Annotated in this window: 20 protein-coding genes, 1 pseudogene and 1 riboswitch; of the genes and pseudogenes, 5 read left to right on the top strand and 16 right to left on the bottom strand. The window is 45.2% G+C overall.

Annotated elements, in window-relative coordinates:
• Positions 1-34: 34 nt before the first annotated feature.
• The 3 genes from BMY78_RS10160 to BMY78_RS10145 all read right to left on the bottom strand — a co-directional run bounded on the left by BMY78_RS10160 (position 35) and on the right by BMY78_RS10145 (position 2,084).
• The gene (locus BMY78_RS10160) at positions 35-349 is read right to left on the bottom strand and encodes a DMT family transporter (protein WP_090897579.1); all 315 of its coding nucleotides are present in this window, start codon (positions 347-349) and stop codon (positions 35-37) included.
• Entirely contained in the window at positions 346-687 is a 342-nt protein-coding gene (locus BMY78_RS10155) for a DMT family transporter (RefSeq protein ID WP_090897576.1), read from the bottom strand. Before BMY78_RS10155 ends, BMY78_RS10160 begins: the two co-directional genes overlap by 4 nt.
• 97 nt (positions 688-784) lie before the next feature.
• A riboswitch (guanidine-I (ykkC/yxkD leader) is annotated at positions 785-885 on the bottom strand.
• 212 nt (positions 886-1,097) lie between these two features.
• Entirely contained in the window at positions 1,098-2,084 is a 987-nt protein-coding gene (locus tag BMY78_RS10145; protein ID WP_177185793.1) for an aldo/keto reductase, read from the bottom strand.
• A 235-nt stretch (positions 2,085-2,319) separates the two neighbouring features.
• On the opposite strand from BMY78_RS10145, the gene BMY78_RS10140 reads away from it, so the two are divergent.
• On the top strand, positions 2,320-3,237 hold the full coding sequence (locus tag BMY78_RS10140) for an AraC family transcriptional regulator (protein WP_090897566.1): 918 nt from the start codon (positions 2,320-2,322) through the stop codon (positions 3,235-3,237).
• Positions 3,238-3,419: 182 nt separating this feature from the next.
• The gene (locus BMY78_RS10135; protein ID WP_090897563.1) at positions 3,420-3,878 is read left to right on the top strand and encodes an OsmC family protein; all 459 of its coding nucleotides are present in this window, start codon (positions 3,420-3,422) and stop codon (positions 3,876-3,878) included.
• A gap of 155 nt (positions 3,879-4,033) precedes the next feature.
• Here BMY78_RS10135 and BMY78_RS10130 read toward each other — a convergent pair whose 3' ends face one another.
• The 3 genes and pseudogenes from BMY78_RS10130 to BMY78_RS10125 all read right to left on the bottom strand — a co-directional run bounded on the left by BMY78_RS10130 (position 4,034) and on the right by BMY78_RS10125 (position 5,940).
• Positions 4,034-4,258 carry an S-layer homology domain-containing protein gene (locus tag BMY78_RS10130; RefSeq protein ID WP_143067052.1) on the bottom strand — a complete coding sequence of 75 codons (225 nt, stop codon included), beginning with the start codon at positions 4,256-4,258 and terminating at the stop codon, positions 4,034-4,036.
• A 6-nt stretch (positions 4,259-4,264) separates the two neighbouring features.
• Positions 4,265-4,366: pseudogene (locus BMY78_RS33700) on the bottom strand (S-layer homology domain-containing protein); the annotation flags it as partial.
• Positions 4,367-4,428: 62 nt separating this feature from the next.
• Positions 4,429-5,940, bottom strand: coding sequence for a glycoside hydrolase family 30 protein (locus BMY78_RS10125; protein WP_090897557.1), 1,512 nt, complete (start codon positions 5,938-5,940; stop codon positions 4,429-4,431).
• 354 nt (positions 5,941-6,294) lie between these two features.
• Between BMY78_RS10125 and shc the strand changes: the two genes are divergently transcribed.
• A complete protein-coding gene (gene shc / locus BMY78_RS10120; protein ID WP_090897554.1) occupies positions 6,295-8,190 on the top strand; it encodes a squalene--hopene cyclase in 1,896 nt (631 codons plus the stop codon).
• A 125-nt stretch (positions 8,191-8,315) separates the two neighbouring features.
• On the opposite strand, the gene BMY78_RS10115 is transcribed toward shc, so the two are convergent.
• Together BMY78_RS10115 and BMY78_RS10110 are read right to left on the bottom strand one after the other, a co-directional pair.
• A complete protein-coding gene (locus tag BMY78_RS10115; RefSeq protein ID WP_090897551.1) occupies positions 8,316-11,696 on the bottom strand; it encodes a discoidin domain-containing protein in 3,381 nt (1,126 codons plus the stop codon).
• Positions 11,697-12,271: 575 nt separating this feature from the next.
• A complete protein-coding gene (locus tag BMY78_RS10110) occupies positions 12,272-13,327 on the bottom strand; it encodes a YeiH family protein (protein WP_090897548.1) in 1,056 nt (351 codons plus the stop codon).
• Between the two features lie 181 nt (positions 13,328-13,508).
• Here BMY78_RS10110 and BMY78_RS10105 point away from each other — a divergent pair, with 181 nt between their 5' ends.
• Positions 13,509-14,402, top strand: a complete 894-nt coding sequence (locus BMY78_RS10105) for a LysR family transcriptional regulator (protein ID WP_090897545.1) — start codon at positions 13,509-13,511, stop codon at positions 14,400-14,402.
• Between the two features lie 29 nt (positions 14,403-14,431).
• Here the strand turns inward: BMY78_RS10105 and BMY78_RS10100 are convergent, their stop codons facing one another.
• The 8 genes from BMY78_RS10100 to BMY78_RS10065 all read right to left on the bottom strand — a co-directional run bounded on the left by BMY78_RS10100 (position 14,432) and on the right by BMY78_RS10065 (position 25,183).
• A complete protein-coding gene (locus BMY78_RS10100) occupies positions 14,432-16,054 on the bottom strand; it encodes a glycoside hydrolase family 13 protein (protein WP_090897544.1) in 1,623 nt (540 codons plus the stop codon).
• A 59-nt stretch (positions 16,055-16,113) separates the two neighbouring features.
• The gene (locus BMY78_RS10095) at positions 16,114-17,007 is read right to left on the bottom strand and encodes a carbohydrate ABC transporter permease (RefSeq protein WP_090897539.1); all 894 of its coding nucleotides are present in this window, start codon (positions 17,005-17,007) and stop codon (positions 16,114-16,116) included.
• A gap of 13 nt (positions 17,008-17,020) precedes the next feature.
• Positions 17,021-17,935: an ABC transporter permease gene (locus tag BMY78_RS10090; RefSeq protein WP_063565144.1), complete on the bottom strand. Its 915-nt coding sequence runs from the start codon at positions 17,933-17,935 to the stop codon at positions 17,021-17,023.
• Between the two features lie 61 nt (positions 17,936-17,996).
• On the bottom strand, positions 17,997-19,733 hold the full coding sequence (locus BMY78_RS10085) for a type 2 periplasmic-binding domain-containing protein (protein WP_090897536.1): 1,737 nt from the start codon (positions 19,731-19,733) through the stop codon (positions 17,997-17,999).
• 345 nt (positions 19,734-20,078) lie between these two features.
• Positions 20,079-21,737, bottom strand: a complete 1,659-nt coding sequence (locus BMY78_RS10080) for an extracellular solute-binding protein (protein ID WP_256222039.1) — start codon at positions 21,735-21,737, stop codon at positions 20,079-20,081.
• A 49-nt stretch (positions 21,738-21,786) separates the two neighbouring features.
• Complete coding sequence (locus BMY78_RS10075; protein ID WP_090897532.1) at positions 21,787-23,193, bottom strand: response regulator transcription factor; 1,407 nt, start codon at positions 23,191-23,193, stop codon at positions 21,787-21,789.
• 2 nt (positions 23,194-23,195) lie between these two features.
• Positions 23,196-24,902: a sensor histidine kinase gene (locus BMY78_RS10070; RefSeq protein ID WP_090897530.1), complete on the bottom strand. Its 1,707-nt coding sequence runs from the start codon at positions 24,900-24,902 to the stop codon at positions 23,196-23,198.
• 158 nt (positions 24,903-25,060) lie between these two features.
• Positions 25,061-25,183, bottom strand: a complete 123-nt coding sequence (locus BMY78_RS10065; RefSeq protein ID WP_079697598.1) for a sporulation protein YjcZ — start codon at positions 25,181-25,183, stop codon at positions 25,061-25,063.
• Positions 25,184-25,416: 233 nt separating this feature from the next.
• Between BMY78_RS10065 and BMY78_RS10060 the strand changes: the two genes are divergently transcribed.
• Complete coding sequence (locus tag BMY78_RS10060; RefSeq protein ID WP_143067017.1) at positions 25,417-25,902, top strand: CcdC protein domain-containing protein; 486 nt, start codon at positions 25,417-25,419, stop codon at positions 25,900-25,902.
• The last annotated feature ends 209 nt before the right edge of the window (positions 25,903-26,111 follow it).

The raw sequence follows: 26,111 nt of genomic DNA, 5'->3' as shown, positions 1-26,111 counted from the left end.
TTATATTTTCAAAATCAAGTCCCGAACCAATCCATTAACTTACCAGTTTCAACCCTACTGCTGATCCAAGCACCATGGCAATAAACAGAATTCTTAACGCATTTCGAGGTTCTCCATAAAATATCATGCCGAGAATAGCTCCCCCGGAAGCGCCGATTCCCGTCCATACGGCGTATGCCGTCCCCATCGGAAGAGTCTTCATCGCAATCGATAGGAACAGAAAGCTTAGTCCAAAACCTGCAACCAACAGTATAATTGACATCAGGTTACGATCTTTGTGCAATTTATTAATCATCATAACCCCAATCATTTCAAAGACACCTGCCAAAATAAGATATACCCAGTTCATGATTCATATACCTCCTTTGTTTTTCCTTTGCTTAGAATTTTAAGACCGATTACACCCAATAAAAGAACCCCAATGAGCAGCATTTTCCCAGATTGAATCGCCGCATCGAACAATATAATCTCTGCCAGTACAGTTCCTGCTGTACCCAATCCAACGAATACTGCATATACCGTCCCTACATCAAGTGAGCGGGAAGCCGCAATCATCAAGGTGAAACTGACAATAATGGCAATCAGTGTAGCCCCCCACTCCAAAAAATCACTGGCATGTTTCAATCCAATGACCCAACCGACTTCAAATAAAGCTGCAATAACGACGGACAACCAGGTTTTGTTCATTTCTATCCACTCCTTATCAAATTTTGCTACGTGTATTATTCGTTACATGAAGCCAAAATAAAAAAAGCCCGGGAAACAAACTGCATTAAAGCAGTTCATCTCCCAGGCTTTTGTCCCTCCGTGACACAACCAATAGGCTGTGAGTTTTCTCTCGGACCAGACCGACATAACTGTCGCGGAACCCTAGAAAACATTTGAATATTTTGATGTGACTCCAATTATACACAATTCTTTTTGATTGGCAACATCTGAAGTTAATTTTATCCAATAACTGAGATACAATTCTTTGAAAATCGGATTTTCTTCCCATTTGATCTGGGACTCCAATCTCTCGATTACAATTTTCTTCACTTGGTTCGATAAGCGTTTACTCAACCTTTCCACCCATCTTTCTGGCATACTAAAATGGATCAAAGACCCGTTCTTCTCTCCAATTCTTCCGTATATCTTGAACCCAACAGGGTGATTTTTGAAGCTGCATCATTAATGCTCTGTACATCTTCGTTTGTAAGTTCAACGTACGCCGCATCCATATTTTCTTTGAGACGACTTGACTTGCGCGTTCCCGGGATCGGTACAATCCACGGTTTCTGGGCTAGCAGCCAAGCAAGTGCGATCTGTGCAGGGGTGGCTTGGATCTTATCCGCCTTCTCTTTTAACAGATCAACCAGCACATGATTGGCCTCGAGGGCCTCTGGAGTGAAGCGTGGCAGAATATTACGCAAATCCCCATGATCAAACGTTGTTTTCGCATTAAAACTTCCCGTGAGATATCCTTTACCCAAAGGACTAAAAGGGACAAAACCAATACCGAGCTCCTCAAGCGCTGGAATCAGTTCTTCTTCCGGACGTCTCCACCATAAGGAATATTCGCTCTGAACAGCAGCGACCGGCTGAACGGCATGCGCACGTCGAATCGTGTTCACGCCAGCTTCCGATAACCCCCAATGCTTCACTTTACCTTCTCGAATCAGATCCTGCACGGCTCCGGCAACCTCTTCAATCGGCACATCCGGATCAACACGGTGCTGGTAAAACAAATCAATTGCCTCGATCTTAAGTCGTTTGAGAGACTCTTCGGCAACTTTCCTGATCTGCTCAGGACGGCTATTCATTCCGCTCTGTTTGCCACCTTGAATGTCAAATCCGAACTTCGTCGCTATGACAACCTGATCGCGTACAGGAGAAAGTGCTTCGCCGACGAGTTCTTCATTGATATATGGACCATAAACTTCAGCGGTATCAAAGAAAGTTACGCCGCGTTCAACAGCTTCACGTATGACCGCGATCATCTCCGTTTTGTCCGAAGCTGGACCATACCCGTAGCTCATTCCCATACAACCAAGCCCAATTGCCGAAACTACCAAGCCGCTATTTCCAAGTGTCCGTTTTTGCATCATATAACTTCCTTTCCTGATCTAATTTGTAAGCCTAACTTACCTTGAGTTTATTTTTCCTTTTGGGATCAAACTGGATTATTCAGCCTGCCAACTTACTATTATTATGCCGAACTGAAGGAGCGAAGCGGTATATCATTTGTCTTAATTGATTGCCTGATCCTCTCAGGCCTACTTTTGTCTAAAGTCGTTAAGTCTTATAATGAAGCAAGAACAACTCGCAAGGAGGATATGTATGTCCGATAACGCAGTTCAGAAGAAACAGGAACTCACCGAACTAATCAAACGTCACTCCATTCATAACAGTTCTAAGGAAACTGCAATCCCTTCCCTGTATGTCTATCAGCATTCCAGCATAAGCGAGCCTGCTTACCGGGTTTACAAGCCTTCCTTTTGTGTGATCGTTCAAGGCTTGAAAGAAATCTTGCTTGCACAGGAAAGATTCAAATACGGACCATCCAATTATCTCATTGCTTCCATGAACCTGCCGGTGATTGGTCAGATTATTAAAGCATCCACTGATAGGCCATACCTGGCTCTGAAGCTTGAGTTTACAAAGAACCAGATTCTTGAAGTACTGAATGATTGTAATATTAAGGTCACGTCTAAAGAAAACGCCAGACGTGCCCTATTTGTTGGACAGATGGAGCCCTCCATTCAGGATGCTGTACTTCGATTGGTTCGGCTGCTGGATACACCGGAAGAAATCCCGTTCCTTGCCCCACTGTATACGCGAGAGATTCTGTACCGGCTTTTGCAGGGACCTTATGGAGCTGAACTGGCCCAGATTGCCGTGGAAGGCAGCAGCAGCTATCGAATTCGAGAAGCCATTGAGCATATTGTTCGGCATTGGGAGCAGCCTTTTCGGATCGAAGATCTTGCGGAGACAGCTAATATGAGTGTGTCCTCGTTCCATCGACATTTCAAAGAAATTACCGCCATGAGCCCACTTCAGTTTCAGAAGCAGCTAAGACTTCAGGAAGCACGTCGACTCCTCATGGCTGAGTCAGCTGATGCTGCGGATGTAGCGTTCCGGGTTGGTTACGAGAGTGCGTCGCAATTCAGCCGAGAGTACTCCCGCATGTTCGGCGCGCCGCCGAGAGCAGATATCCAACGTTTGAAGGAAAAATATGATCATATTATGAGTGAATAAGTACACCTGCTGAAAAGTTGAAATGTTAGAGAAATGGACAGCCATTAGGCTATCCATTTCTTAATTTAAAGAGTGAATATCTAATTCTATTCCCATCCTTATATTGACAGCTTGTGATTCATGGAACTATAATCCTTACTAAACCAAGTTACATACCATGTTTTATAAAGGAGAGGTATCGGATGGCTAATGTTCAGACTTTCAAAGCTACTGCCCATCTACAGGATGGGGTTAAAGTGATCACTAAAGCAAGACAATTCGAACTGATCATCGATGAGCCAACAAATCTCGGGGGTACAGACACAGGAATGAATCCTGTAGAAGCTTTACTTGCCTCCCTTGGCGCATGTCAATCCATTGTGGCCCGGGTCTATGCTTCCAAATTCGAGGTAGTCCTTGATGATTTCAGAGTTGAAGTTGAAGGTGATCTGGATCTTGACGGATTTTTTAACCGATCTGATGTACGTCCCGGTTATTCTGATATTCGATACACCTTCTATATTAAAACCAGCTCATCTGAAGAAAAAGTTGAATCATTTGTACAATTTCTAGAAAGTAAATGTCCTGTGGGTGATACGATTTCCAATCCGGTAAATACCAAACTCAATCGTGTCATTATCGAAAATGGGATATCGTTGTAAAAAACGAATGAACCAGATACAAAGAGAAATAAGCAATATAAAAACATACACACAATACAGAAAGGCTGCTCTCCAACAAGTTAAACTTGCTGGAGAGCAGCCTTTCTAAAATCTTGAATTTATTTTGTTAATTTATTTTTTAATTGTTTTGATCATTATTTTGTCAATTGAATAGTTCTTTCGATGAGTGTAGCGGCTTCTGCGCGAGTTGTATTCCCTTTTGGTTTCAATGTTCCGTCAGGATAACCGTTAACAAGCCCATTGGTAATGGCCGCAGCAAGTGCTGAACAAGCCCAGCTGGATATTTCAGCACCATCGGAGAAGCTGATAGTACTATCTGAATCCGCGATCTGCGCTGCACGAACGATCATTGTCGCCATTTGCTCGCGGGTCACCAGTTCATCTGGACCAAAGGTGTTATCAATATATCCATTCACAATGCCCAGACCTGACGCAGTGGAAATTGCGTCTTGCGCCCAATGCGTCGTAGTATCCTCAAATTCGCGGCCCCTAGCTTGCTAGATGCGGGAATCTGAATTCCTGCTATCCCTTAAGAAACATTGCCATACCATTTATACGTCATGGCGGACTTGCCTGGAATGGTGACAACGAAGCTTTGGCTGCCCCATTGGATCTTTACATTTTTCGACGAACTGGAAGAGTTATAGGCAACTACCACTTTGGAACCATCCGGATTGCGGAAAGCCACATTTTTGACTTCAGATCCGGTGTTGCTGTCAATGCGGTATGCATTGGGTACTACAAATTTACTAAAGTGACCCAGCAAATAATATTGTTTGTGATATGTCACATTATTTTCAGGAGCGTCATTACGGTTGTCCGAGTTGCGGATGGTAATCATGCCTTTGTTCGTGTTGTTCGGTGAAAGCAATGCCGGACCGTCTTTTTGATCCAGAGCAGCATTCCAGAGAATGATCGATTTGGACCAGTTTCTTGTAATATTAATGAACTCGTTCATCATATTATCGAAACCTGATGAGGTACCATTCTGCGGATCATTCCAGTTGCCGAAACCACCCTCCGTGAACCAAATTTCCTTGTCCGGGTGACTGTTATGCATGGAGGTCATGGTCGATCCGTCCCCACTGTCATAATGGTGGAATGCGCTGCCGGATACGTAGCTGCCCTTGCCTGCGTTCTTCAGATTCGTAATGACCTGGTTCGGGAAGTTCCAGTCCAGAAAGTTGTGGTCGAATGCAATAATCTTGGTGTTGATGCCGGCATTGCGCAGTGTTGGTCCAAGATAATCGCCGATAAAGCCCGTCTGATCCTGTACATTCATCCCCATGGAAGGATAATGGGATGGCTCGTACAATGGCTCATTTTGCAACGTAACAGCATAGATGGGTACACCTTCAGCCTGGTAGGCTTCAATGTATTTTTTGAAATAATTCGCATATGTTCCGTAGTGTTCCGCTTTCAGTTTGCCGCCGTTCAGATTGTTGGAATATTTCATCCAGGCAGGTGCACTCCATGGGGAACCCATGACTTTGATATTGGGATTCTTAGCGAGTGCCGCTTTGACCATGGGCAAAATGTAAGCCTTATCCCGGTCGATCGTAAATTGATTGAGTGAAGTATCATTTGGCGTATCGGCATAAGTGTAGGCGGCCCAGGCAAAATCAGAACTTCCGATCGGCTGTCTCAATAAACTAAGCCCAATGCCTGTGTTACCAAACAACCTCTCCATCACTTCCGCGCGCTTATTGTTATCCAGCTTGTAGTTCATGAGCCATGCGGAAGCATCCGTTAATGAAACTCCAAATCCATCCATCTGCTGATACGTTTTGTTCTCATTTACCGTAATGGTAACATCGGCATTGCCTGAGTTGCTGCTGAAGTTTTTGGATGCAATCTTGGTAAGTCTCGCATCTGTTCTAAGTCCAACTGCTGGTTCGGAGTTGGGGTCTGAAGTTGAAATCCATACCTCCACCTGTTCACCCGCTGCATGCGCAGTCTTGGGCATATATGAACCATATGAACCCGCCGTTACCAGAAAAGTGGACAGCAACACTAAAGCACTCTTTTTCCATATCTTCATCAACATATCTCCTTTAATTTGTTATAATTTGAGCTGCCAAATATTGAATACTACAAAATGAAATCGATTTCATTTTCAAAAGCATAAAGTCAATTTTTCAGTTATTGCATGTTGTTGTACTACCACCTCCTTTTTGAAGGGTATCGGAGAAAGATATAGATCAAAATCTTGTAAGCGTTAACAAAGATATTTATACACTTTATTGGAAATAATTTCAACAGTAAAATTCATTTTTTTATTAAAAATTATAGAGAACCCCTGAATAGACTGGATTTTACGCTCCTTCTGCTCCTCATTTCCCTTGGTCTACCATCATATAATACAAAAATGACGTACTCTGGAGGTATCCCTGGAATGAGCCATGTACTGAGCACAATAGATAAGGAAATAAGTCGGATGACGACTTCCTTGCTACAACAGCAGCGACAAGACGGCTCCTGGCATTTTTGTTTTGAGAACGGTACAGTTATTGATGCTTATGTCATCATTCTCTTTCGGATATTGGAAGTCCCGAATGAAGCGCTGATCCGGGAATTGCATGATCGCATCCTTAACGAACAGCAACACGATGGATGCTGGAGATTGTACGCCGATGAAGAGGGTGGAAATTTATCCGCATCGGTTGAAGCCTACTACGCCCTGCTATACTCCGGGTACAGCCAGAGTACGGACGAGCCAATCCAGCGGGCCAAACAGTATATTCAGTCCCAAGGAGGTATCGGGAAAGTTACCAGCATTTTGACCAAAGCGATACTTGCCGCTACTGGACAAATGAAATGGCCTTTATCCATCTCTATGATCCCCCTGGAGATACTGATGTTCCCTACCTATTTTCCCATCAACTATTTTGAATTTTCCGGTTATTCCAGAGTTCACCTCACTCCCATGCTCATTATGGCAGACTTACGTTTCGCCCTTGCAGCCCCCCATGCCCCCGATCTGTCTGATCTGACCGACTTACGAAATGTTGCAGATGAGCCAACTGCTCGCGGATATCAGGAAATGCAGGACGACATTCTAAGCGGGAGAAGCCGACTGCTTGGTAACCCTCGCCACATCCACAACACTGCAAGAACGAAGGCGGAACAGTTCATGATAGAGCGGATTGAATCGGATGGCACATTATACAGCTACGCTAGCAGTACAATTCTCATGATCTTTGCCCTATTGGCCCTAAAATACGATAAGCAGCATCCCCTGATCACAAAAGCCATAACAGGACTCACGGCAATGCAGTGCCGTTCTTCTGGAGGCAAAACAACGATTCAAAACTCCCCATCTACCGTGTGGGATACGGCCTTAATCACCTACGCATTGCAGGAGGCTTGTCTTACCGATGACCATTACGCTATTCAACTCGCGGCCTCCTATTTGCTCTCCCGTCAGCAAGATAAAACAGCCGATTGGAGCATCCATAATCCGAATACAGTCCCTGGAGGATGGGGATTTTCGGAGTCGAATACAATCAACCCAGACGTAGATGATACAACAGCAGCTTTACGGGCTATCCGAAGCTTGTCCACTACTCTTCCAACGTTTCAGAAATCCTGGAATCGCGGGCTGAATTGGGTCCTATCCATGCAAAATAAAGACGGTGGCTGGCCGGCATTCGAAAAAAATACGAACAAGGAGATGCTCACCTGGCTCGCCATCGACGGTGCCAAATCTGCGGCCACAGACCCTTCAGAGGCTGACCTGACAGGACGTACTCTAGAGTATCTCGGAAACTTTGCCGGGCTTGACACCAGGCATGAATGGATCAATCGTGGAACTACATGGCTCATTCGAAACCAGGAGAAGGATGGCTCATGGTATGGAAGATGGGGCGTATGTTATATCTACGGTACCTGGGCAGCATTAACCGGTCTTATGGCCGTTGGGCTACCTGCAAGCCATGATACAGTGCAAAAAGGAGCGCAGTGGCTCTTAAGCATCCAGAACTCCGACGGTGGCTGGGGAGAATCCTGTCAAAGTGACCGACTCCTTCACTATGTGCCATTAGGGGAAAGTACCCCTTCTCAGACCGCTTGGGCACTTGACGCACTAATTGCAGTCCAACCCAAACCTACACCTGAGATGAATCAAGGTATTCTAAGGCTTATTGCATCAATGTACGAGAACGATTGGAGAACCACTTATCCAACAGGAGCTGGTCTGCCCGGGAACTTTTATTCCCATTATCACAGCTATACATATATTTGGCCTCTTCTCACATTAAGTCACTACAGAAGTAAATATGGGGCATCTTGAAAACTTACTTTGCGCGGCTATTTTTTCAATATTTCAGATCCGGATCAATGTTCACCCATACTTCATCAAAGTAACCTAAAAAACAGGGAACTCTTAGAGCTCCCTGTTTCTGTTTGATATAAATTTTATTGAATGATCAAATTAAAGCCATTTTGAATCTGATTCACATTAGGGTTGGCAATGTTGCTTGTTGTCAGATTATTGAATGTGGCAGAACCGTTACCCGTATAGGTGTAAATTGCTGCACCTTTATGTGGGGTTGTGAACCTAGATGTCTCAATGCCGTCCAAACCAGTACCATTAATGTTGATGTTATTAAACACAATGTTCTGGAAACCGCCGCCGTATCCGAATTGAACGGCACTGCGCTGCGTGTTGAGGATATCAATATTGGTAAACGTTACGTTCTTGATGGAATCGTTGGAAGCTTCGAGATCAATAGCTCCGCGTTCACCATTGTACAGATCTTTACTTGTGCCGCTGTTAATGATCGTTGTATCGGAGAACAGAATACCTGTGTTATTTTGGAAATGGTATCCAGGGAAAACAGTGTTCATCCGGATCGCCGAACCGCCAACCGTGTCAACAATCAGGTTGTTGGTTGCCTTATGTCCGCTGCCACCAAAGAATGCAATGCCTGCTGCGCGCCAGTTATTCTCAATCGTGTTGAACGAGAATGTATTGTTCACACCGGCAGGCGCACCATTCACGTTGCTGGTCCATACGGCCAGACCATCATCACCATTGTTGCGGACGCTGCTGTTGCGTACAGTCGAATTGCTCGTGCCTTGGGCAAAGTTGACACCGTCGGCAAGGTTGTTCCGAATACGACTGTTCTCGATCACAAGGCCATCGGCAATGATTGCAGGAGTGTGGGCGTAATCCCCTACCCAGAAACCACATTCAAAGTGCTCGACCCATACGTTGCTGACCTTTGAATTTTTACCAAAATTGTCCATAAAGCCTTTGTAAACTGCATTCTCGTTATAGCGCGAACGCAGCATGGAATTCATATAAATATTGCTGAAATCCAGCTTGCCCTGCACACGGAAAGAAATCCCGCCTGAGGCTGCATTAGGGTTGGTAAATTGAATGTTCGTATGCCAGATGCCTGCACCTACAACGGTGAGGTTGTTAATCATATTTGTCGGCGTACCAATTTTCCACATATTGCCCAGATGGAACGTGCCCTCAGGGATATATAGAGTCTTGCCTGTGGATACCGCGGATTGGACTGCCGCTTCGAATGCGGCAAGGTCATCTTTTCCATCATTTGCAATCGCACCGAAATCGGTTACAGAGACGGAGTTAGCCGGGCGCGGGATTACCGCTTGAACGGGTTCGATTTCGAGGAAATCCACACCGTATTCCAGGTTATCTCCATTGTTTTTCTGAATACGAATGGTGTCTCCAGCTTTTAGAGGTGTATCCAGTTTCCAGTGCACTTCATCAAAACGGAACAACGGACGTCCGGCACTTGGCGTATCCCCCGGATGATCACTGGAGAAGTACTGCCAATTGTAGTAGGAGGTCAAAGGAACCGTTTTGGCCTTGGTCCCGTTAACATAGACGTCAAGTGCGCCGTTAAGACCCATGCCATCTGTGGAATCCGGCATCGTGAATCGCATGGTTACACCTGCGCCTCCCTCCCCTTGTCTAACCGTCCATTGTGCATAGGAACCGTTGGAAGGAAGAGCGATATAGCGCTGGCCAGAGGCTTCCGAAGCCGTCAGAGCCTGATCAAAGGTCGGTGCGGATTTCAATGCGGCACTGCCACCACGTGTAGCATCATCCGTATCATACCGGGTATAAGGCATGCTTGCACCACGGGCTGAATATACGTTCAAACTTGTTGTAGCGACGTTATTCGTTTGTTTGACCGGAGCTTCATTGTTGTCCACTGCTACGGTAGTTGTCACATTGTAGTTACCGGTTGCAGCATTCCAGGTACCTACATTGACATTGACCGAAGCTCCGGGTGCCAATGTACCGGTATAGGAACCACTATACGTCTGAAGCGTTGCTCCGGCAGCATTCTTGAGAACCACTGTAACTCCGTGTGTACCACCTGCGGAGGCCATGTTGCCTTGATTTTTCAAATTAACTGTAAATGTTACTGTACTGTTTGCTGTAGGGGTTCCTGGACTCCAAGAAACCGTGCCTACCAGATCAGAACTTGTAATCGGTGCAACCACCAAAGAAGAGGTGTGTGTGTAACTGTTGTTTCCTTCATTCTCTTCGATGATCTGGTTATTCTCATCTACCTTGGCACTGAGCGTATATGATGCAGCTGCTTTATTGCCAGCATTAAGCGAGACCGTAGTCGAAGCCCCTGCTTGCAAAGCAGCTACAGGTGAGGAACCCGCCAGTTCGTTGTTCAGATAGAAGTTGACGCTTGAAGCTGGAGAAGCGGCAGAACCAATGTTTTTGACGATAGCATTAAGAGTGACGGCATTGTTCTCCACTGGAGACGATGGAGACCAGGACATACCTGTAATCGTCAGATCAGGATTGGGTGCAGGTGTACCGAATACCTGAAATTCAGCAATTTGCCCGGCAGGAGCGCCCGAGTTCGCGGTAATGTTCAATTGCAGACGTTTAACCGTTGCTGTAACGGGAATGGTCACTGTGTTACCGGAAGCCGGATTGAATGTATATGATTGGGCGGAAACCAGATTGCTGAAGGTTGTTGTATCCTGGTTATGTCCAAGCACTTGAATAGTCTGTGTTCGGGTGCTCCAGACCGGATCCGGGTTCAGTTTAAGTACAATGGATGTAATCTGATGATTGGAGCCGAGATCCAACGTCAGTGAGCTTGGATTGCTGCCCCCTTCCCAGTACGAATTGATATTGTTATCGTTTGCATTCGCAGCTACGAAAGATAAGGTGCTGGACGATGCAGTTATCGACTTCCCGATGGCGATGTTGCTTCCCTCTGTAGGGATTGGGGGATCCACAGGATCGGGGCCAGGTAGCGTTGGTCCCTCACTGCCTGGACCGTAAATTTCAAATGTCGACAGTTGAGCTGCCGGCCACTCGGAATTGCCCGTTACGCTTAAGCGAACGTACCTTGTCTCAACAGCAGGAAAATCGATAGTAACCGAGTTCTCCCCCACCGATGGATTAAATACATAATCCGCAGAAGCTACGATATCTGTGAACGATGAACCGTTCGTGCTGCCTTGCACCGTTATCGTTTGGGTTCTCTTTTCCCACACTTTCGGAAGCTTCAAAACAATTTGGTCCATGGTGGTATTGGTGCCAAGGTCCACTTGAATCCATTGGGGGAACGCACTATTGGTACTTTCCCAATAGGTTGCTTGGTTATTGTCAATCACATTGGTCGGGATGTATGTTTGGTTGTACCCGCTCGCGGTCACCTGTTTGCCCTGTGCCAGGTCCGGCCTTTCGGCTGCTGATACAGGAGATGGAAATCCGACACTCAGGAATACGTTCGAGATCAGCATCGTTAATACGATTGACCACATCATGTACTTGTTGCGCAAATTCAATTCCTCCTCAGGTTATTAGCAAAATGGTTTTTCAATGAAAATGGACGGTTGATCTGCCTCATTCTTTCGCTGCGCCGATCATCACCCCCTTATCAAAGTACAAGACAAAAAAATAGCAAAGGCATACAACAAGGCTTGCGAAACCGAAATGCGTAACCGCCACTTAACTTGGGGAGTTTTTTGGAGAGCTGATCTGTTTTACCGCTTTCTTTTGTCATTTCTGGAATAAATTTATTATAAACCGCTTTCATTTCTCCTTATCGGACTCCTAGAGACGGTATTCGGACTTCTGATGTTCCTTTTTGGATGTTTTCGAGCAGCCTTGAGGCTTGCGAGCAGAAAGTACATCGTTATCCAGACTTTCCTGTGTGCATTCCAGACTTTTGAACCAAAAGAGGGAAAAATTTATATTTTTTTCAAGTGATGGATTTATACTATTCCTTTTGTGTTCGTTCTGGATCTGATGACCATCACCTCTCGAACAACAAAAAGCACACATTGATCCACTAAGGGCCACTGCGTGCTTTTTATTAACGTTATGAAGGGAATACCTAGGTTTAAGCACATTCCTAGTTCAGGCCAAAGCCACGAACAAGCATGAATCCGAGAATGGACAACACCATAGATCCCAGCAGTCCTGCCAAAAAAGGTTTCTTGCCCAGACGACGGAAGGTTGCAATATCCACACCCAACCCCAATCCAGCCATGGCCATCGCGAGCAGCATATAGGAGACAACCAGAAGTCCTGAGATCATCTCTTGCGGAATAATACCCAGCGTGTTTAACCCACTCATAGCCAGAAAACCGAAAATGAACCAGGGTACTGGCAATTCACGCCACCGGATTCCTTTAGATGATTTTTGCTCTCCCCCACGCGCCTGTCGTCCACTCCACAAGCCGATGATCAACGCAATGGGCACCAGCATGCTGACCCGAGTTAGTTTCACGATGACTGCCATATCCAGTGCTGTTTGCCCTCCAGGTGCAGCCCCAGCAATGACATGTGCCACTTCATGAAGCGTGGCGCCTGTGAATATGCCATATCCATTCGCACTTAAACCCAATACCGGGTATAGCAATGTATAGACTAGAGTGAAGATTGTGCCCAATATCGCCACCGTGGCCGCACCTACTGCTGTTTCTTCATCTTTGGCCTTGATCTGTGGCGCAATCGCGACCACTGCCGCTGCACCGCAGATGGCTGTTCCACAAGCGGTTAGCAGCCCTATTCGTTTGTCGATCTTTAACCACTTGCTGAGTCCGTAGACAACAAAAATCGTAACAATAACATTGATTGCCGCTAGCGCAAAGACTTTGTAGCCTGCATGGACAATATCCAGAAGGTTTAGTTTCAAACCCAGCAGGATGATGCCGAACCTTAGCAATCGTTTTCCGGAAAAGGATATCCCTGATTGAGCGTTCAGTGGAACGCCGCGCACCGCCCGGTATAGGATACCTAGCAGAATTGCAATTACCAGTTGACCCATAATATCTAAGAGTGGTAGATAACCCAGCAGCTTGGCGATAAACGAGAGCAGTAAAGTCAGTCCGATCCCCTGCAGAAATCCCCTGTTCCTAACACCGTTTATGTTTTTAACGAATTTCAATTGTGTCTGTAAAATCATAGCTCCACACTTCCTTATTGGATAAGTATATCCTCACTATAGAAGCAGACAGAAAGGAAGTGAAATATGAATCTGCGATCCTAATCATTACAAAAACTTATGATTGATTGGATATCTTATGCTAAAATGAGTTCACTAGGCTTATAACGATGAAAATACACTACTTAAATGAGGAATTATAATGATAACTGATGCGTTAAAAGTCTTCGTTACCGTTGTAGAACAAAGCCATTTCTCCAAAGCCGCAGAACTGCTGAATCTGTCCCAACCGGGGGTGAGCCTGCATATCAAAAATCTGGAGAATGAGCTGGGAGCCAAGCTGCTGCATCGTTCGCCAAAGCAGGTGTCCTTGACTGAAGCGGGGACGATCCTCTACAAACATGCCAAAGTCATTCAGGCCCGCTACGATGAAGCACGACAGGAGATCCAGATGCTGCGGGATGAGGTGACCGGAAGCATTCAGATCGGGGCCAGCTTCACCATAGGTGAATATATTTTGCCTAAGAAGCTGGCAGAATTCGCAGCGCAGTATCCGCAGGTCAACATCCAAGTTACCATCGGCAATACCCAGGAGATTCTGTCGGCGGTTAGGGGCAATCAACTGGATATCGGATTTGTGGAGGGTGAAGCACAAGCCTCGGCAGAACTTGACGTTATCCCTTACATGAAGGATGAGATGATCGTAGTAGCTCCTTCCGGTCATCCCCTCTCCGGTTCCGTCGTGGTAGAGCAAAATATGCTTCAGGATCAGGTCTGGGTGCTTCGTGAGTCGGGTTCAGGAACACGCGCGTTTAGCGATCATTTTATGGAAGAGACTGCGATCCGTCCCAAGCGGTCCTATGTCTTCACCAGCAGTCAGGGTGTGAAGGAAGCTGTTGCTGCGGGACTCGGAATTGCAATGGTATCCAGATGGATTGTTCATAAGGAGCTGGCAACCGGGGAAGTCGAAGAACTGCGAATCAGACAACTGCATCTGGAACGCAGCTTCTCCATCATTCGTCTCATCGAGCATTCACATTCCATGGCGCTTGACGTTTTCTTGCAAAAGCTTCTTTTCGTCAAAAAAGAGGGTTGAAGGCTATTTGCCTTCAACCCTCTTTTGAACTACACAAGCAGATACATTCTTGCTTCATAAGGACGAAGTGTGTTCTCTGAAACAACGTCCGAATAGTTACTAATCAATAAACTTTTATCTCCTGCAAATTCGCTTGTAAGCTGGAATGGAATAACTTTGCCGTAAAAGTTGCACAGGACTAGCAATTTGGTTTCACCAAGTGTTCGTGTGTAAGCGAAGAGGTTCGTGTCTTCCGGGTACAGAAGTTCATAATCCCCATAGATGATCACTTCATGCTCTTTTCGCAGCTGAATCAGTGTTTTATAGTAATGGTAAATGGAATGCGGATCATGTATAGATTCTTCTGCATTAATCTCCGTGTAGTTCGAATTCACCAATATCCATGGTTTACCTTCCGTAAAACCCGCATTTTCGGAAACATCCCATTGCATCGGCGTACGTGCGTTATCACGGCCTTTTGCATAAATGGATTCCATAACTTCTTCCTCAGCATACCCATTCTCGACCCGTTCCTTATACAGATTCAGCAACTCAATATCACGGTATTCTTCAATAGGGTAACGAACGTTCGTCATCCCTAACTCTTCACCCTGGTACACATATGGTGTACCTTGCATGCCATGCAGAAGAGTCGCCAGCATTTTGGCAGACTGCACACGATATTCCCCGTCATTTCCCCAACGGGACACGATCCGCGGAAGGTCATGGTTGTTCCAGAACAAACTGTTCCAGGCTTCGCCCTTCAGCTCGGTCTGCCATCTGGACAACACTTTCTTTAATTGAAGCAGATCCAGCGGCTGGAGGTCCCACTTGCCTTTTCCCTCCTGCTCATCCAGGCTGATATGTTCAAATTGGAAGACCATGGATAGTTCACTGCCGTCCGGGTTGCTATAAAGCTTGGCACTTTCGGGCGTTGCTCCCCAGGTTTCTCCGACGGTTAGCAGATCACCCTTTTGGAATGTCTCTTTACTGAGTTCACGCATATATTGGTGTAGATTTGGCCCATTGCCTGTAATTTTATGATCAGGCTGTTTGCCAATCAGATCGATAACATCAAGACGGAACCCGCCCACGCCTTTATCCATCCACCATTGAATCATATCGTATATCTCCTGCCGTACCTTGGGGTTCTCCCAGTTAAGATCCGGTTGTTTAACAGAGAAAAGATGCAGATAATACTGTCCCAGCTCGGGCACCCATTCCCAGGCCGATCCACCAAACGTTGAACCTAAATCGTTGGGAGGTGTGCCTTCCACACCATCTCTCCATACATAATAATCGTGGTATGGATTATCCTTGCTTTTCCGGGCTTCCTTAAACCAGGGATGCTCGTCGGATGAGTGGTTAAGCACCAGATCCATGATAATTCGGATGTCCCGCTTGCCTGCCTCCTGAATCAGCAATTCCATATCTTCAAGTGAACCAAACATTGGATCGATATCCTGATAATCCGAAATGTCATACCCGTTGTCATCTTGCGGCGATTTGCACACTGGTGACAGCCAGATCGCACCGATGCCAAGATCCTTCAAATAATCGAGTCGGGATAATATACCTCTCAGATCCCCGATTCCATCACCATTGCTATCTTGAAAGCTGCGGGGATAAATTTGATATACGACAATTTCTTTCCACCATTTTTTATTTCCCATATGGAACCACCTTTCTCTTGAACCAGTTTCTGCTCATCCGGATTCTGTTCCATTACCTATTATTCTTTTACCGAACCCACAACAATGCCGGTTACAAAATATTTTTGTAGCAGCGGATAAATCAGCAGCAGTGGGATGACAGCCACTACGATTTTGGCTGCATTTAGATTTTTGTTTGAAATCTCAGTCAGATTGCTGAGCTGAGCAGAGTTCGTGCCGGATTGAAGAAGCTCTGCGATATTCACGTTAAGCGACTGAATATAGGTCATTAGCGGATAATTGCTAACTTTGGTCATATAGATTAATCCACTGAAGAAATCATTCCACGTGCCCACGATACTGAACAGGGATACGGTCGCCAGCGCAGGAATAGACACGGGCACATATACTTTGAACAGGACCTGCAATGCATTTGCCCCGTCGATGAATGCCGCTTCTTCAAGCGCTTTTGGTACTGCGGCGAAGAAATTCATTACAAGAATGACACTGAATATTGGGACAGCACCCGGCAGTACAAGCGCCCAAATGGTATTGAGCATATCCAGGTTTTTGATCAACAGATAACTGGGGATCATGCCCCCACTGAACAGCATGGCAAAAATCATGATATTCATATATATATTTCTGCCCTTAAACTCCCTTTTCGATTTGGACAGCGGGTAAGCCATCAAAACAATAAGAATCATGTTGAGTACTAGGGATAGAGCCACACGTAGAACGGAAATGCCAAAGGATCGCCAGAACTGCGCATCATCAATAATTTTTGAATAAGCGGCTGTTGTAAACTTGACGGGTAACAGACCTACGGCATTGGCCGATACGGCCTCACTGCTGCTGAATGAAATCGCAACGATATTCCATAATGGAAGGAGGCAGATCAAGGCCAGCAATATAACGATGGCGTAGATGACAAACCGGCCCATTCGGTCTTTCAGGCTTGCGGAATAAGACACAAGTTTCGCCTCCTTAGAAAATTTTTCTGTCGGTGTATTTTTTGGCCAATTCATTGGCGGACAATAATAGAACAATACCAATCACTGACTTGAACAACCCAACTGCCGTACCGAAACTATACTGTCTGCCAACGAGACCAATCCGGTATACATAGGTATCCAGAATATCGCCCGACTCATAGACAACCGGGTTATACAGATTGTAGATTTGATCGAAGCCTGCGCTCAAAATATTGGTCAGACTCATGACCCCCATGAGCAGGATAATAGGCAGCATACCCGGCAACGTAATATGCCATACTTTTCTCCACCAGCTCGCTCCATCTATCCCTGACGCTTCATATAGACCCGGATCAATTGAAGTTATTGCAGCCAAATAAACGATGGAGCTATAACCGAATTCCTTCCATACGTCCGTCCCGATAATCAGTGGCTGGAACCAGGTGTTGCTTCCGAGAAAATTAATATTTTCCAAACCGAAAAAGGCTAAAATCTGATTTACACTTCCATCCAGGCTGAACATGTTAACGACCACGGAGGCCAGAACAACCCAAGACAAAAAGTGAGGCAGATATACAATGGTCTGCACGGATTTTTTAACAAACTTAAAGCGGATTTCGTTTAATAAAATGGAAAAAATGATAGCCATCAGTGTGCCGAGTAGAATCTTGGCAATGGCAATCACTAACGTATTACTGATCACTTGGCCGATGTCCGGCAGCTTGAACATATAAATAAAATGCTTGAGCCCAACAAACTCCGAGCCAAACATACCTTTGGCTGGTACATAATCCTGAAACGCCGTAATGACACCAACCATTGGAATGTAGCTGAATACGAGCAAAAATAAAATGCCTGGCAGCATCATCATATGATACATGGCACCCGTGCCCAATCGGTTTCTTGCTTTATATTTTTCCTGCTTCATGGATGAACCCCTTTCCTGAAGAAAGGCTGCGTAGCGCAGCCTGTCAGCAGTGTTAGCTTAATTATTTTTGGGATGTAGTCTCGGCTTCGATCTCCTGAATCACTTGGTCTCCGCCTTGTTTTTTCCAATTAGTGACGAATGTTTCGAAGTAATCCAACGGTTCTGCACCCGTTATGATTTTGATGAAAGATTCCTGTTCCATTTTGGTCAGGTTAGCCCATGTCTGTTTCATGCTTGGTGTAGTTCCAGAGAACGCTGGCGTCATCCAGTTGAATTTGCCTTCCTGTGTCAACTTATCGATCAGCCCCACTCCGTTCATGCGTGAGTGATATTTAGACCAAGCTGTTACATCATCCGTATCCTGGTCTTTCAAGTACGTTTGGATACTGCCAATATTGTTCTTGGATTCCGTTGTACGGACCTGATCCAAACCGATCTCGCCTTTAATTCCACGAACAACGTCGGAGTAATCATCCAGCAGGGATGTTGCCGAGTTGACTTCAATATTAAAAGGTCTGGTTGAACCGTCTACACCGCTTTCCAGATACTTAGCTGCCTCAGGCATGGTAGTTGCGACATCTTTGTCATTTGCCAATTTATCGTAGAACAGATTAATAATTTTAATCGCGAGTTCCGGGTGTTCATATCCTTTTCTCACTACGATAAACTGACCGGATGGATTGGCGTGTGCCACGTTTACCTTACCGTTTGCATCCTCCAGCGTATAAGCCGTGAATTTTGCATGTTTATCCATCTGCTTGACACTGCTCAGTCCCCAGTCTGGAATATGCCACGGTCCAAAAGCAATCCCGCTCTGACCATTGGTGTAGAGTGCAGTGATATCGTCAAATGTACGGGTTCCAAATTGCGGGTCAATGATACCTCTCTTGAACCAGTCGGCCATAATGCCCAGCATCTGCTTGGTTTCCTTTGTAGTGGAACCATAAACGATGCTGCCATCTTCACCCTTCATCCAATATTGAGGATATGCCCCTTCGGTTGAAGCAACACCCAGCATGGTATAGGCAGAACCGTTATAGTCCGTCGTATTCAAGGTGTTCACAAAAGGAATACCGACCGGTTTCCCGGTTTGCCCAGGATCTTTTTTCAGGAACTCTTCTGCTGTTTTCTCTACATCTTCCAGCTTGATGGCACCGTCTCCGTCAGCATCGAGTTTGATTCCCAGCACATCCAGCCAATCCTGACGAACCCAAACCATCGTTGGTGCGGAGTCCAGAGAGGTCGCCGGAAGGCCCATCAGTCGGCCATCGATTGTGGCATTGTCCAGTGCACGGCCATCGTAGGAGTCGTAAATCTGCTTGATATTATCGGTGGCATATTGTTTGTATACCTCTGTCATATCTTCAATCAGATCATTATCAACCAGTTCTTTAAGTTCATCCTTGGAATCGACACGCATCATATCAGGCAATTCTCCGGAAGCGATTGCAAGAGAAACCTGACGACTGTAATCTTCACCGTTAGCCTCAAATTGGTCCTTAATTTGTGCATTAAACGCTTCTTTGACCAGACGGGTATACGCATTGTTCTCATATGTATCTCCAGCCGGCAATTTCGGGTTCGCCGTTGTAACACGCCCCATCGTTACCGCCACTTCGTCTTTATAAGCACTGAACGGATCTCCAGGCGTTACCTCATATTGACCTGCATCCTCAGCAGTCGGTGGATTGGAAGCTCCCCCACAGGCTGCAAGGACGGATACCATCAATGCGGACATGGACAGCACTGCCAGTCGTTTTGTCAACAGCTTGCTTTTTATTGACCAATTATTACTCATCAAATTCAACTCCCCTTCGTTCTGATTATTTCTCTATCATGTTGTTTGCGCTTTCATTATAAAACTTGGAGAAGCTTTATTGAGATAGGGATTAAACGCTAGTTTGGATAGAGAAATGTGTACACATTTTGCTAAGATCAACGATCAACATTAACGAAGTGAACATTTATCTTACCTGCCGACTTACATTTGTCTATCCTCGTTAATAAGAATGGGTAGACAGCGAGTGTGGCACAACGAAAAACCGGCAAACTCCTAAAACAGGAGTCTGCCGGTTATGAATGATCTCGAATTTAGTACACAAATGTGTAGAATTGTAAAATTCAGCGTATATAGGTTAGCAACTCACCGTTGATTCAGGGATGCAGATACTTCAGCAGTTACTTGATCGCCACCTTGTTCCTTCCACTCCTGTACAAATGGATCGAATGATTCGATCGGCGCAGTCCCTAAAATAATTTTCAGAAATGTATCATGTTCCAGCTTGGACAGTTTGCTCCACAACCTCTCCACTGCTGGGGTACGTTTGTAGGTAAGGCTTCGAACTTTATGGATATTCGGATCAAAGAAGTTTCTTCCACCCACAAGCAGTGAATAACCACGCATAAAATTCTCGTTGTGCTGATCCCAGTACGAAATGCCAAGTTGATCATAAGGCTTTAGCTTGGTTTGTTTTATCGTCGAAACTGTATTTTCCAGCAGCTTATATTCGGACTTGTCCTTGAAATCGGCTGGGGTTTTGGTTCCGGCCAGAATATCCTGCACGGCTTTGGATTCATATCGAGCTTCATCTGCCGGGGCAAAGAAATTGCGGCTCAGCATAAAACTGGTACCATACTTGAACTCATCCCGAAGGTACAGATTGTTAATCTTAATGATCGCTTCGGGATGAGCATACCCTTTGCGAACCACCAGGAAAGAACTTGAGGGATTATCCACCTTCACACGAAATGCTCCATTTGCATCCAGTGGGAGCGCGTAAGCCTGCCAGTTCGCCTTGGGATCATTCAGCCAAGCGCTTGGGAGCGGCCAGTATCCTGCAAAGAAACCTTGAAAGAACATCCCAGCCTGTCCGCTAATGACGGTTTCCTCTGGTTCTTTTCGGATGCCCAGATCTGGATCAAGCAGACCTTTGGCATACATATCACGAAGTCTGACCAAAGCGTCCTTTGTCTCTGGTAGAATCGAACCGTATACAGGTTTTCCATCTTTTTCGAGCCAATATCCGGGGAAAGCTCCATAAGCCGAGAAGATCGGCGTTAGATCAAAGGCAAAAGCGCTGTTGTTAAAATCGTTAAACAGACTTGTGCTTGAGGCAAGCCCGATCGTATCCCGTTTCCCGTTCCCATCCGGGTCCTGCTCCACAAAGGCCTTCGCTATTGCTTCCAATTCGTCCACCGTTTTCGGTGGTTTTAATCCAAGACGATCGAGCCAGTCCTGCCTGATCCAAAGCATACTGAAGTCCTCCGCCGTCACAGACGGAACAGCCATCATTTTCCCTTCAAAGGTCACTTGTTCCAGGGCCAATCCATGGGTGCTGTCGATGATTTTCTTCATCTCAGGTGAAGCGCTGCTTGCATATGCCTTGGTCAGATCTTCAATTTCTCCCGCTTTGACCATCTCATTCAACTGAACCTGATTAACAATCATTGCATCAGGCAAATCATTGCTGGCAATAGCCAGATCGATTTTCTGTCCAAAATTCTCCTTGGATACCTGCCACATGACCTCGACATCAATGTTAAGGTTTTGCTTAATCACCGTTTTCCACTTATTCTTTTCTACGGTCTCTCCTTCGGAGAGATCCGTACCTGTGGGGTCAACCACATATCCCAACCGGATGGAAACGGGATGTTCATATTTGCCAAATGGTTCGGTGGCGGCAGTGTCAGGTGTGCTGGTCGCTGGTCCAATTGCCGTTTTCCGAGAGTACGAAATACTGAAAAATACGATACCTGCAATCAAGCTGACGACAACAACACACACAGCCATCTTCTTGATCATTACTTTCCCTTCTTTCACCGGATCGCCAGTCGGTTGTGCGGAGCGTACACTATTTGTCCGTTCTGCCTAATTGTCGATATTCACTAGGCAGCACACCTGTCAGTTCGCGAAAGATTCGGCTGAAATATTTTTCATCCGTATAACCCACCCGCTCTGCAATCCAGAAAATCGTGTTGTTTGTGTTCAATAAATACTCTTTCGACTTCTCTATACGTATATATCGGGAATAATCGTTAAAGGTTTTCCCCATGATGTCCTTGAAGCATTGGCTGAAATAGCTGCGGCTAATATTCAGTTGCTGGGACAGCCCTAAAGCTGTAAAAGCCTGATCCAAATCATTCTGCATGATCATCACGGCTTTTTTCACCCCATCAATCATTTCCTGAGAATACGAGGTCTGTTCATCCGCCTTTCGAATACTCTCAGCGGTCTGTTTGATCCACTGTTCCACTTCGTACCAGGATTGAAAAGAATGGATCATTGAGATTCTTCCCAGCGTAGTCTGGGCAAAAAGATGGTTCCACTCCATGACCAGGGAGTACAGTAATCCCATCAGCTGCCCTTTTTGCAGCCGTAGAGATCTAAACTCTTCAACAAGCTGGTTATAATAATGATCGTTATGCGTCCACGGAGAGAGAAACCAACTTCGTTTAATACGATCCATATCCTCATCCCGAGGTTCTATTGGAAATGTGTCTTCTTCGTTCATGGAAACGACAATAACCGGATCTTGGGGTTCATATGCATAAAATAAGGACGTTTCTGTATAATTCATAATCCAGTTTTGAATTTGCGACCATGTCCGTTCCTGTACATCGGACATCACCAGTAGCGCAGCTTGAGGAACTTGATTCACGTATTTCTTCAGTCTATCGAATAGCAGCTGCTCATCATCCAGAGGTGCTGCCCACATCCAGCTGTTCCGTTCCACTTCAAATCGGACCTCGTCTACATTGGATTCGATTTCAATGGGCCAGTTCTGGCCGGACTTTCGGTCCAGTGAAACCAGTGCATATACTTTACGGTAATGGACATTGGTTTCACCTAGCTGCGGCAGCTTTCGTCTTGTATTCGTGAACTCACCAATCCGGGTATGTATTCGATTCAGTACATGTTCGAATTGTTCCTTCTCAAGCTGGACTTTGGCTATATAGTCGATCGCTCCCAGCCGAAGCGCTTCCTGAATATAATCAAAATCCTGATGAAGAGTAAGCACGACAATATGAAGTTCGGGGTAGAGCTGCCTTGCGGCGCGCATCAGTTCAATGCCTGACATCACGGGCATCGCAAGATCCGTTAACATCAGATCCACCGAGTTGGATTCGAGAAAATCCAGCGCCTTAGCCCCGTTACTCGCTTCTCCAACAACCTCCATGCCGAACTCGTTCCACGGCATTGCGGAGCTTATTCCTTTTCGCACCAATTTATCATCATCCACAATCAATACCTTAATCATGCCTAGATATCTTCTCCTTTGATCGGAAGTATAAGCAATATGCTTGTCCCTGTTCCCAATTCACTTTCAATCACCAGTTGAGCTTGATCCCCGTATTGTGCTTGTAACATGCGGTGAACATAATTGAGCCCGATGCCCATCCCTACTTTTTGATGATCTGCTACACGATTGTTCAGAAGTCTTTGAATCGCTTCCTCCGTCATGCCTGCTCCATTATCCTGAATCATGATGTTCAGCGTTTCTTTGCGTGTTACTTCAATTTGAATAAAACCTTCGTCGCTCAGTCCATGGTAAAGTGAATTTTCAACCAACGGCTGTAGAATAAAACGAGGTACCGGTATTTGAAGCACGTGCTCATCAGCCGAGATGCGCACATCAAACTCAAAGTCATATCGGATTTGCTGCAGGATCAAGTACTGTCTAAGCGCGTCAATCTCCTCTTCCATCGTCGAAACCTGACCTAATTTGCCCAAATTGTAATACAACAGCTTATTCAGGGACTGTACCAGCTTGTCGATCTCCCCTTGTCCATTCATTACCGCCAGCCAGTGCACGGTATCCAGCGTATTCATCAAAAAATGAGGATTGATCTGGTACAGCAGCTTCTCCACTTCAAGGTCTGCACGAATTTTCTCTTTCTGCTGCACCTCTTTAAAGAGGTCACCGATTTGATGCTGCATATTCGAGAATTCACCTAACAGAAAATCAAATTCTGGAATCTGCGTGCGGGCCTGGCTACCTGTTGTTTGTGGATTTTGAGACATTCCGTTGATCTCTGAATGGAACAGACCGAGGGGTTTATAAACCATCTTCCACAGCAGCCAAGCCAGAAATACGGTGAAGCCTAGGAAAAATAAAGCGACCAGCAATATTTGAAGCAACCACTGATTTTTCTCCTGTTGATACTTGGCCTGCGAGATCACCGACACAACGCTCCAGTTCTGGGTAGAATCCTGTCTGAACCAATGATAATCGCGAGCTATCCCGTCCGATGCTGCACCCTTCGATAAGCTGGAGAAATTCTCCCCAACTTTCATCGCTTCCGGGATCTCACTGTACACAATGTTTCCCTCTCCATCGAGGATCAAGTGGGATAAATCTCCTTTGTACTGATTGTAACCCAATATATCCTGCGCAAGGTGAAAACCGGATTCGACGTAAATATACACATCGTCCCTCTGGGGTAATTTTACCTTCCGCATGGCGGATAAGACGAGCTGATCATCAAACCGGTTCATACTGACATGAGGACCATAATAGGTAATCCCATATGCTTTGGAGAGCACAGGCAAAGATTCGGGTGCAAAACGATCCTTTATGGGAAAGTTTCCAAACTGTGTGGAGCTATCCTTCTGAAAATAATACAATGTCAAACCTATATTCGGGTTGGTAAACGTGACGACATTTAATTCGCTTTTTAGTTCATCCCGAGTTTCAATCAATTCAAATATATTGGAGGATGGCTTCAACACCTCATCCAACTTTTTGCCTAGTGTACCACTGTAGGATAATTGCTGTGTAACATGATTCAGGTTGGTGATCGAATTCTCCAGTGAGGAAGTCACCTGCTGTAAATTGCTCCGAATGCCATCATCGATCTTGTTCGCAAAAATGGAATCAATGGTGTAATAGGAAATTGCAAATATACTAATGAAGGGAATAAACGCACTGAGAAAAAACAGCAAAAAGATCCTTTTTTTAAGTGTCATTCCAACCTATTCTCCTTACCTTCATCCATTCTATGTTGAATGCATAACTCCATAATTATAGATTGATAATTCAATATGTCAAACGCTTTCAAATTGTAATCAAGACAAAAAGACCCTGCCAGCGGAATGCCGGCAGAGTTGTTCATAAGGTAAAGGTATTAAACCAAGAAAGCTTTAGAGATGATGACCAACAAGATGAACAGAACAAGGATTGCGCCGATGGATGTGAAACCACCGTATCCACCAAGACCTCCAACATTTCCATATCCTACTTCACTCATGTAATCTCCTCCTCTTTTGTGTTATGTCATAAGGTATTCATATCGTTGTGTATTGACAAGGCTATTGAGACAATCATCAAAAAAAGGGCTCTGTCCGCTTATGCAGCAGACAGAAGCCCCCATCATCACAGGAAGATGACAAAAGTCACCTTAAACGAATTACTTTGTACACTGATATAAATTTTAAAAATCCTCGATACTTAGGTTACAAAAAAACAGACGAGGTGCTTACCATGAATCCAATATCTTTAACAATTTCATTATTAATTGTCGTACTTATTTTGAAGGGCGTGATCCAGGGCAGCAAAAAGCCATTGCACGAATCAGGTCGAAAACTATTAATTCCGATCCTCTATATCTCTACATCTTTGTTTGAATTGTTCGACCCTACATTGGTGCTTACATCAGGCAGAATGATTAGTTCGATCGCTATAGGTGCAATTCTGTCGATCCCATTAATTCTGGTGACGCAATTCGAGCGGAAATCGGATGGCAAGATGTATTATAAAAGAAATGTATCTCTTTATGTTTTAATTATTGTTATCTTCTCGATCCGATTCTTTGACTTCTTGTTCATCTCAGGCATTGATCCCAAGACTCTTGGATTCCTGAATAATGTAGTTGCCCTGTCCTATATTGCCATTTGGCGAATAGCTAGCTTCATTAAATTTCATAATTCCAAGTCTAGTACGTTCAGAGCTTGGGACAAAACTGCTTAATCGTACGATTAGCTAGAGCTGGTTGACTTGGCATATCAAGCATGTTAACCTAGGCCGAGTATTAACAATGATTGTCAAACCCTCCTACTCTTATAATGATGAAAGGTAATTCAACAAATGATGATTTATAGTCGTCTCGCCATCATGATGCCCCCCTTTCCCTAGCTAGGCTCATATTCTTGTTGTCATAACAGAGTATAAGCTTGTAG

Source organism: Paenibacillus sp. OK076, from assembly GCF_900110055.1.
GTDB lineage: Bacteria > Bacillota > Bacilli > Paenibacillales > Paenibacillaceae > Paenibacillus.
Note: the sequence above shows the minus strand (reverse complement) of the source record. Positions and strands in the feature narration are given on the sequence as shown.

Coding starts and splice junctions, on each gene's coding strand:
- BMY78_RS10135 (WP_090897563.1), top strand. CDS start 3,420: ATGGCTAATGTTCAGACTTTCAAAGCTACTGCCCATCTACAGGATGGG.
- BMY78_RS10105 (WP_090897545.1), top strand. CDS start 13,509: ATGATAACTGATGCGTTAAAAGTCTTCGTTACCGTTGTAGAACAAAGC.
- BMY78_RS10085 (WP_090897536.1), bottom strand. CDS start 19,733: ATGAGTAATAATTGGTCAATAAAAAGCAAGCTGTTGACAAAACGACTG.
- shc (WP_090897554.1), top strand. CDS start 6,295: ATGAGCCATGTACTGAGCACAATAGATAAGGAAATAAGTCGGATGACG.
- BMY78_RS10145 (WP_177185793.1), bottom strand. CDS start 2,084: ATGCAAAAACGGACACTTGGAAATAGCGGCTTGGTAGTTTCGGCAATT.
- BMY78_RS10125 (WP_090897557.1), bottom strand. CDS start 5,940: ATGAAGATATGGAAAAAGAGTGCTTTAGTGTTGCTGTCCACTTTTCTG.
- BMY78_RS10160 (WP_090897579.1), bottom strand. CDS start 349: ATGAACTGGGTATATCTTATTTTGGCAGGTGTCTTTGAAATGATTGGG.
- BMY78_RS10155 (WP_090897576.1), bottom strand. CDS start 687: ATGAACAAAACCTGGTTGTCCGTCGTTATTGCAGCTTTATTTGAAGTC.
- BMY78_RS10100 (WP_090897544.1), bottom strand. CDS start 16,054: ATGGGAAATAAAAAATGGTGGAAAGAAATTGTCGTATATCAAATTTAT.
- BMY78_RS10130 (WP_143067052.1), bottom strand. CDS start 4,258: ATGGCGACAATGATCGTTCGTGCAGCGCAGATCGCGGATTCAGATAGT.
- BMY78_RS10075 (WP_090897532.1), bottom strand. CDS start 23,193: ATGATTAAGGTATTGATTGTGGATGATGATAAATTGGTGCGAAAAGGA.
- BMY78_RS10090 (WP_063565144.1), bottom strand. CDS start 17,935: ATGAAGCAGGAAAAATATAAAGCAAGAAACCGATTGGGCACGGGTGCC.
- BMY78_RS10060 (WP_143067017.1), top strand. CDS start 25,417: ATGAATCCAATATCTTTAACAATTTCATTATTAATTGTCGTACTTATT.
- BMY78_RS10065 (WP_079697598.1), bottom strand. CDS start 25,183: ATGAGTGAAGTAGGATATGGAAATGTTGGAGGTCTTGGTGGATACGGT.
- BMY78_RS10080 (WP_256222039.1), bottom strand. CDS start 21,737: ATGATCAAGAAGATGGCTGTGTGTGTTGTTGTCGTCAGCTTGATTGCA.
- BMY78_RS10070 (WP_090897530.1), bottom strand. CDS start 24,902: ATGACACTTAAAAAAAGGATCTTTTTGCTGTTTTTTCTCAGTGCGTTT.
- BMY78_RS10140 (WP_090897566.1), top strand. CDS start 2,320: ATGTCCGATAACGCAGTTCAGAAGAAACAGGAACTCACCGAACTAATC.
- BMY78_RS10110 (WP_090897548.1), bottom strand. CDS start 13,327: ATGATTTTACAGACACAATTGAAATTCGTTAAAAACATAAACGGTGTT.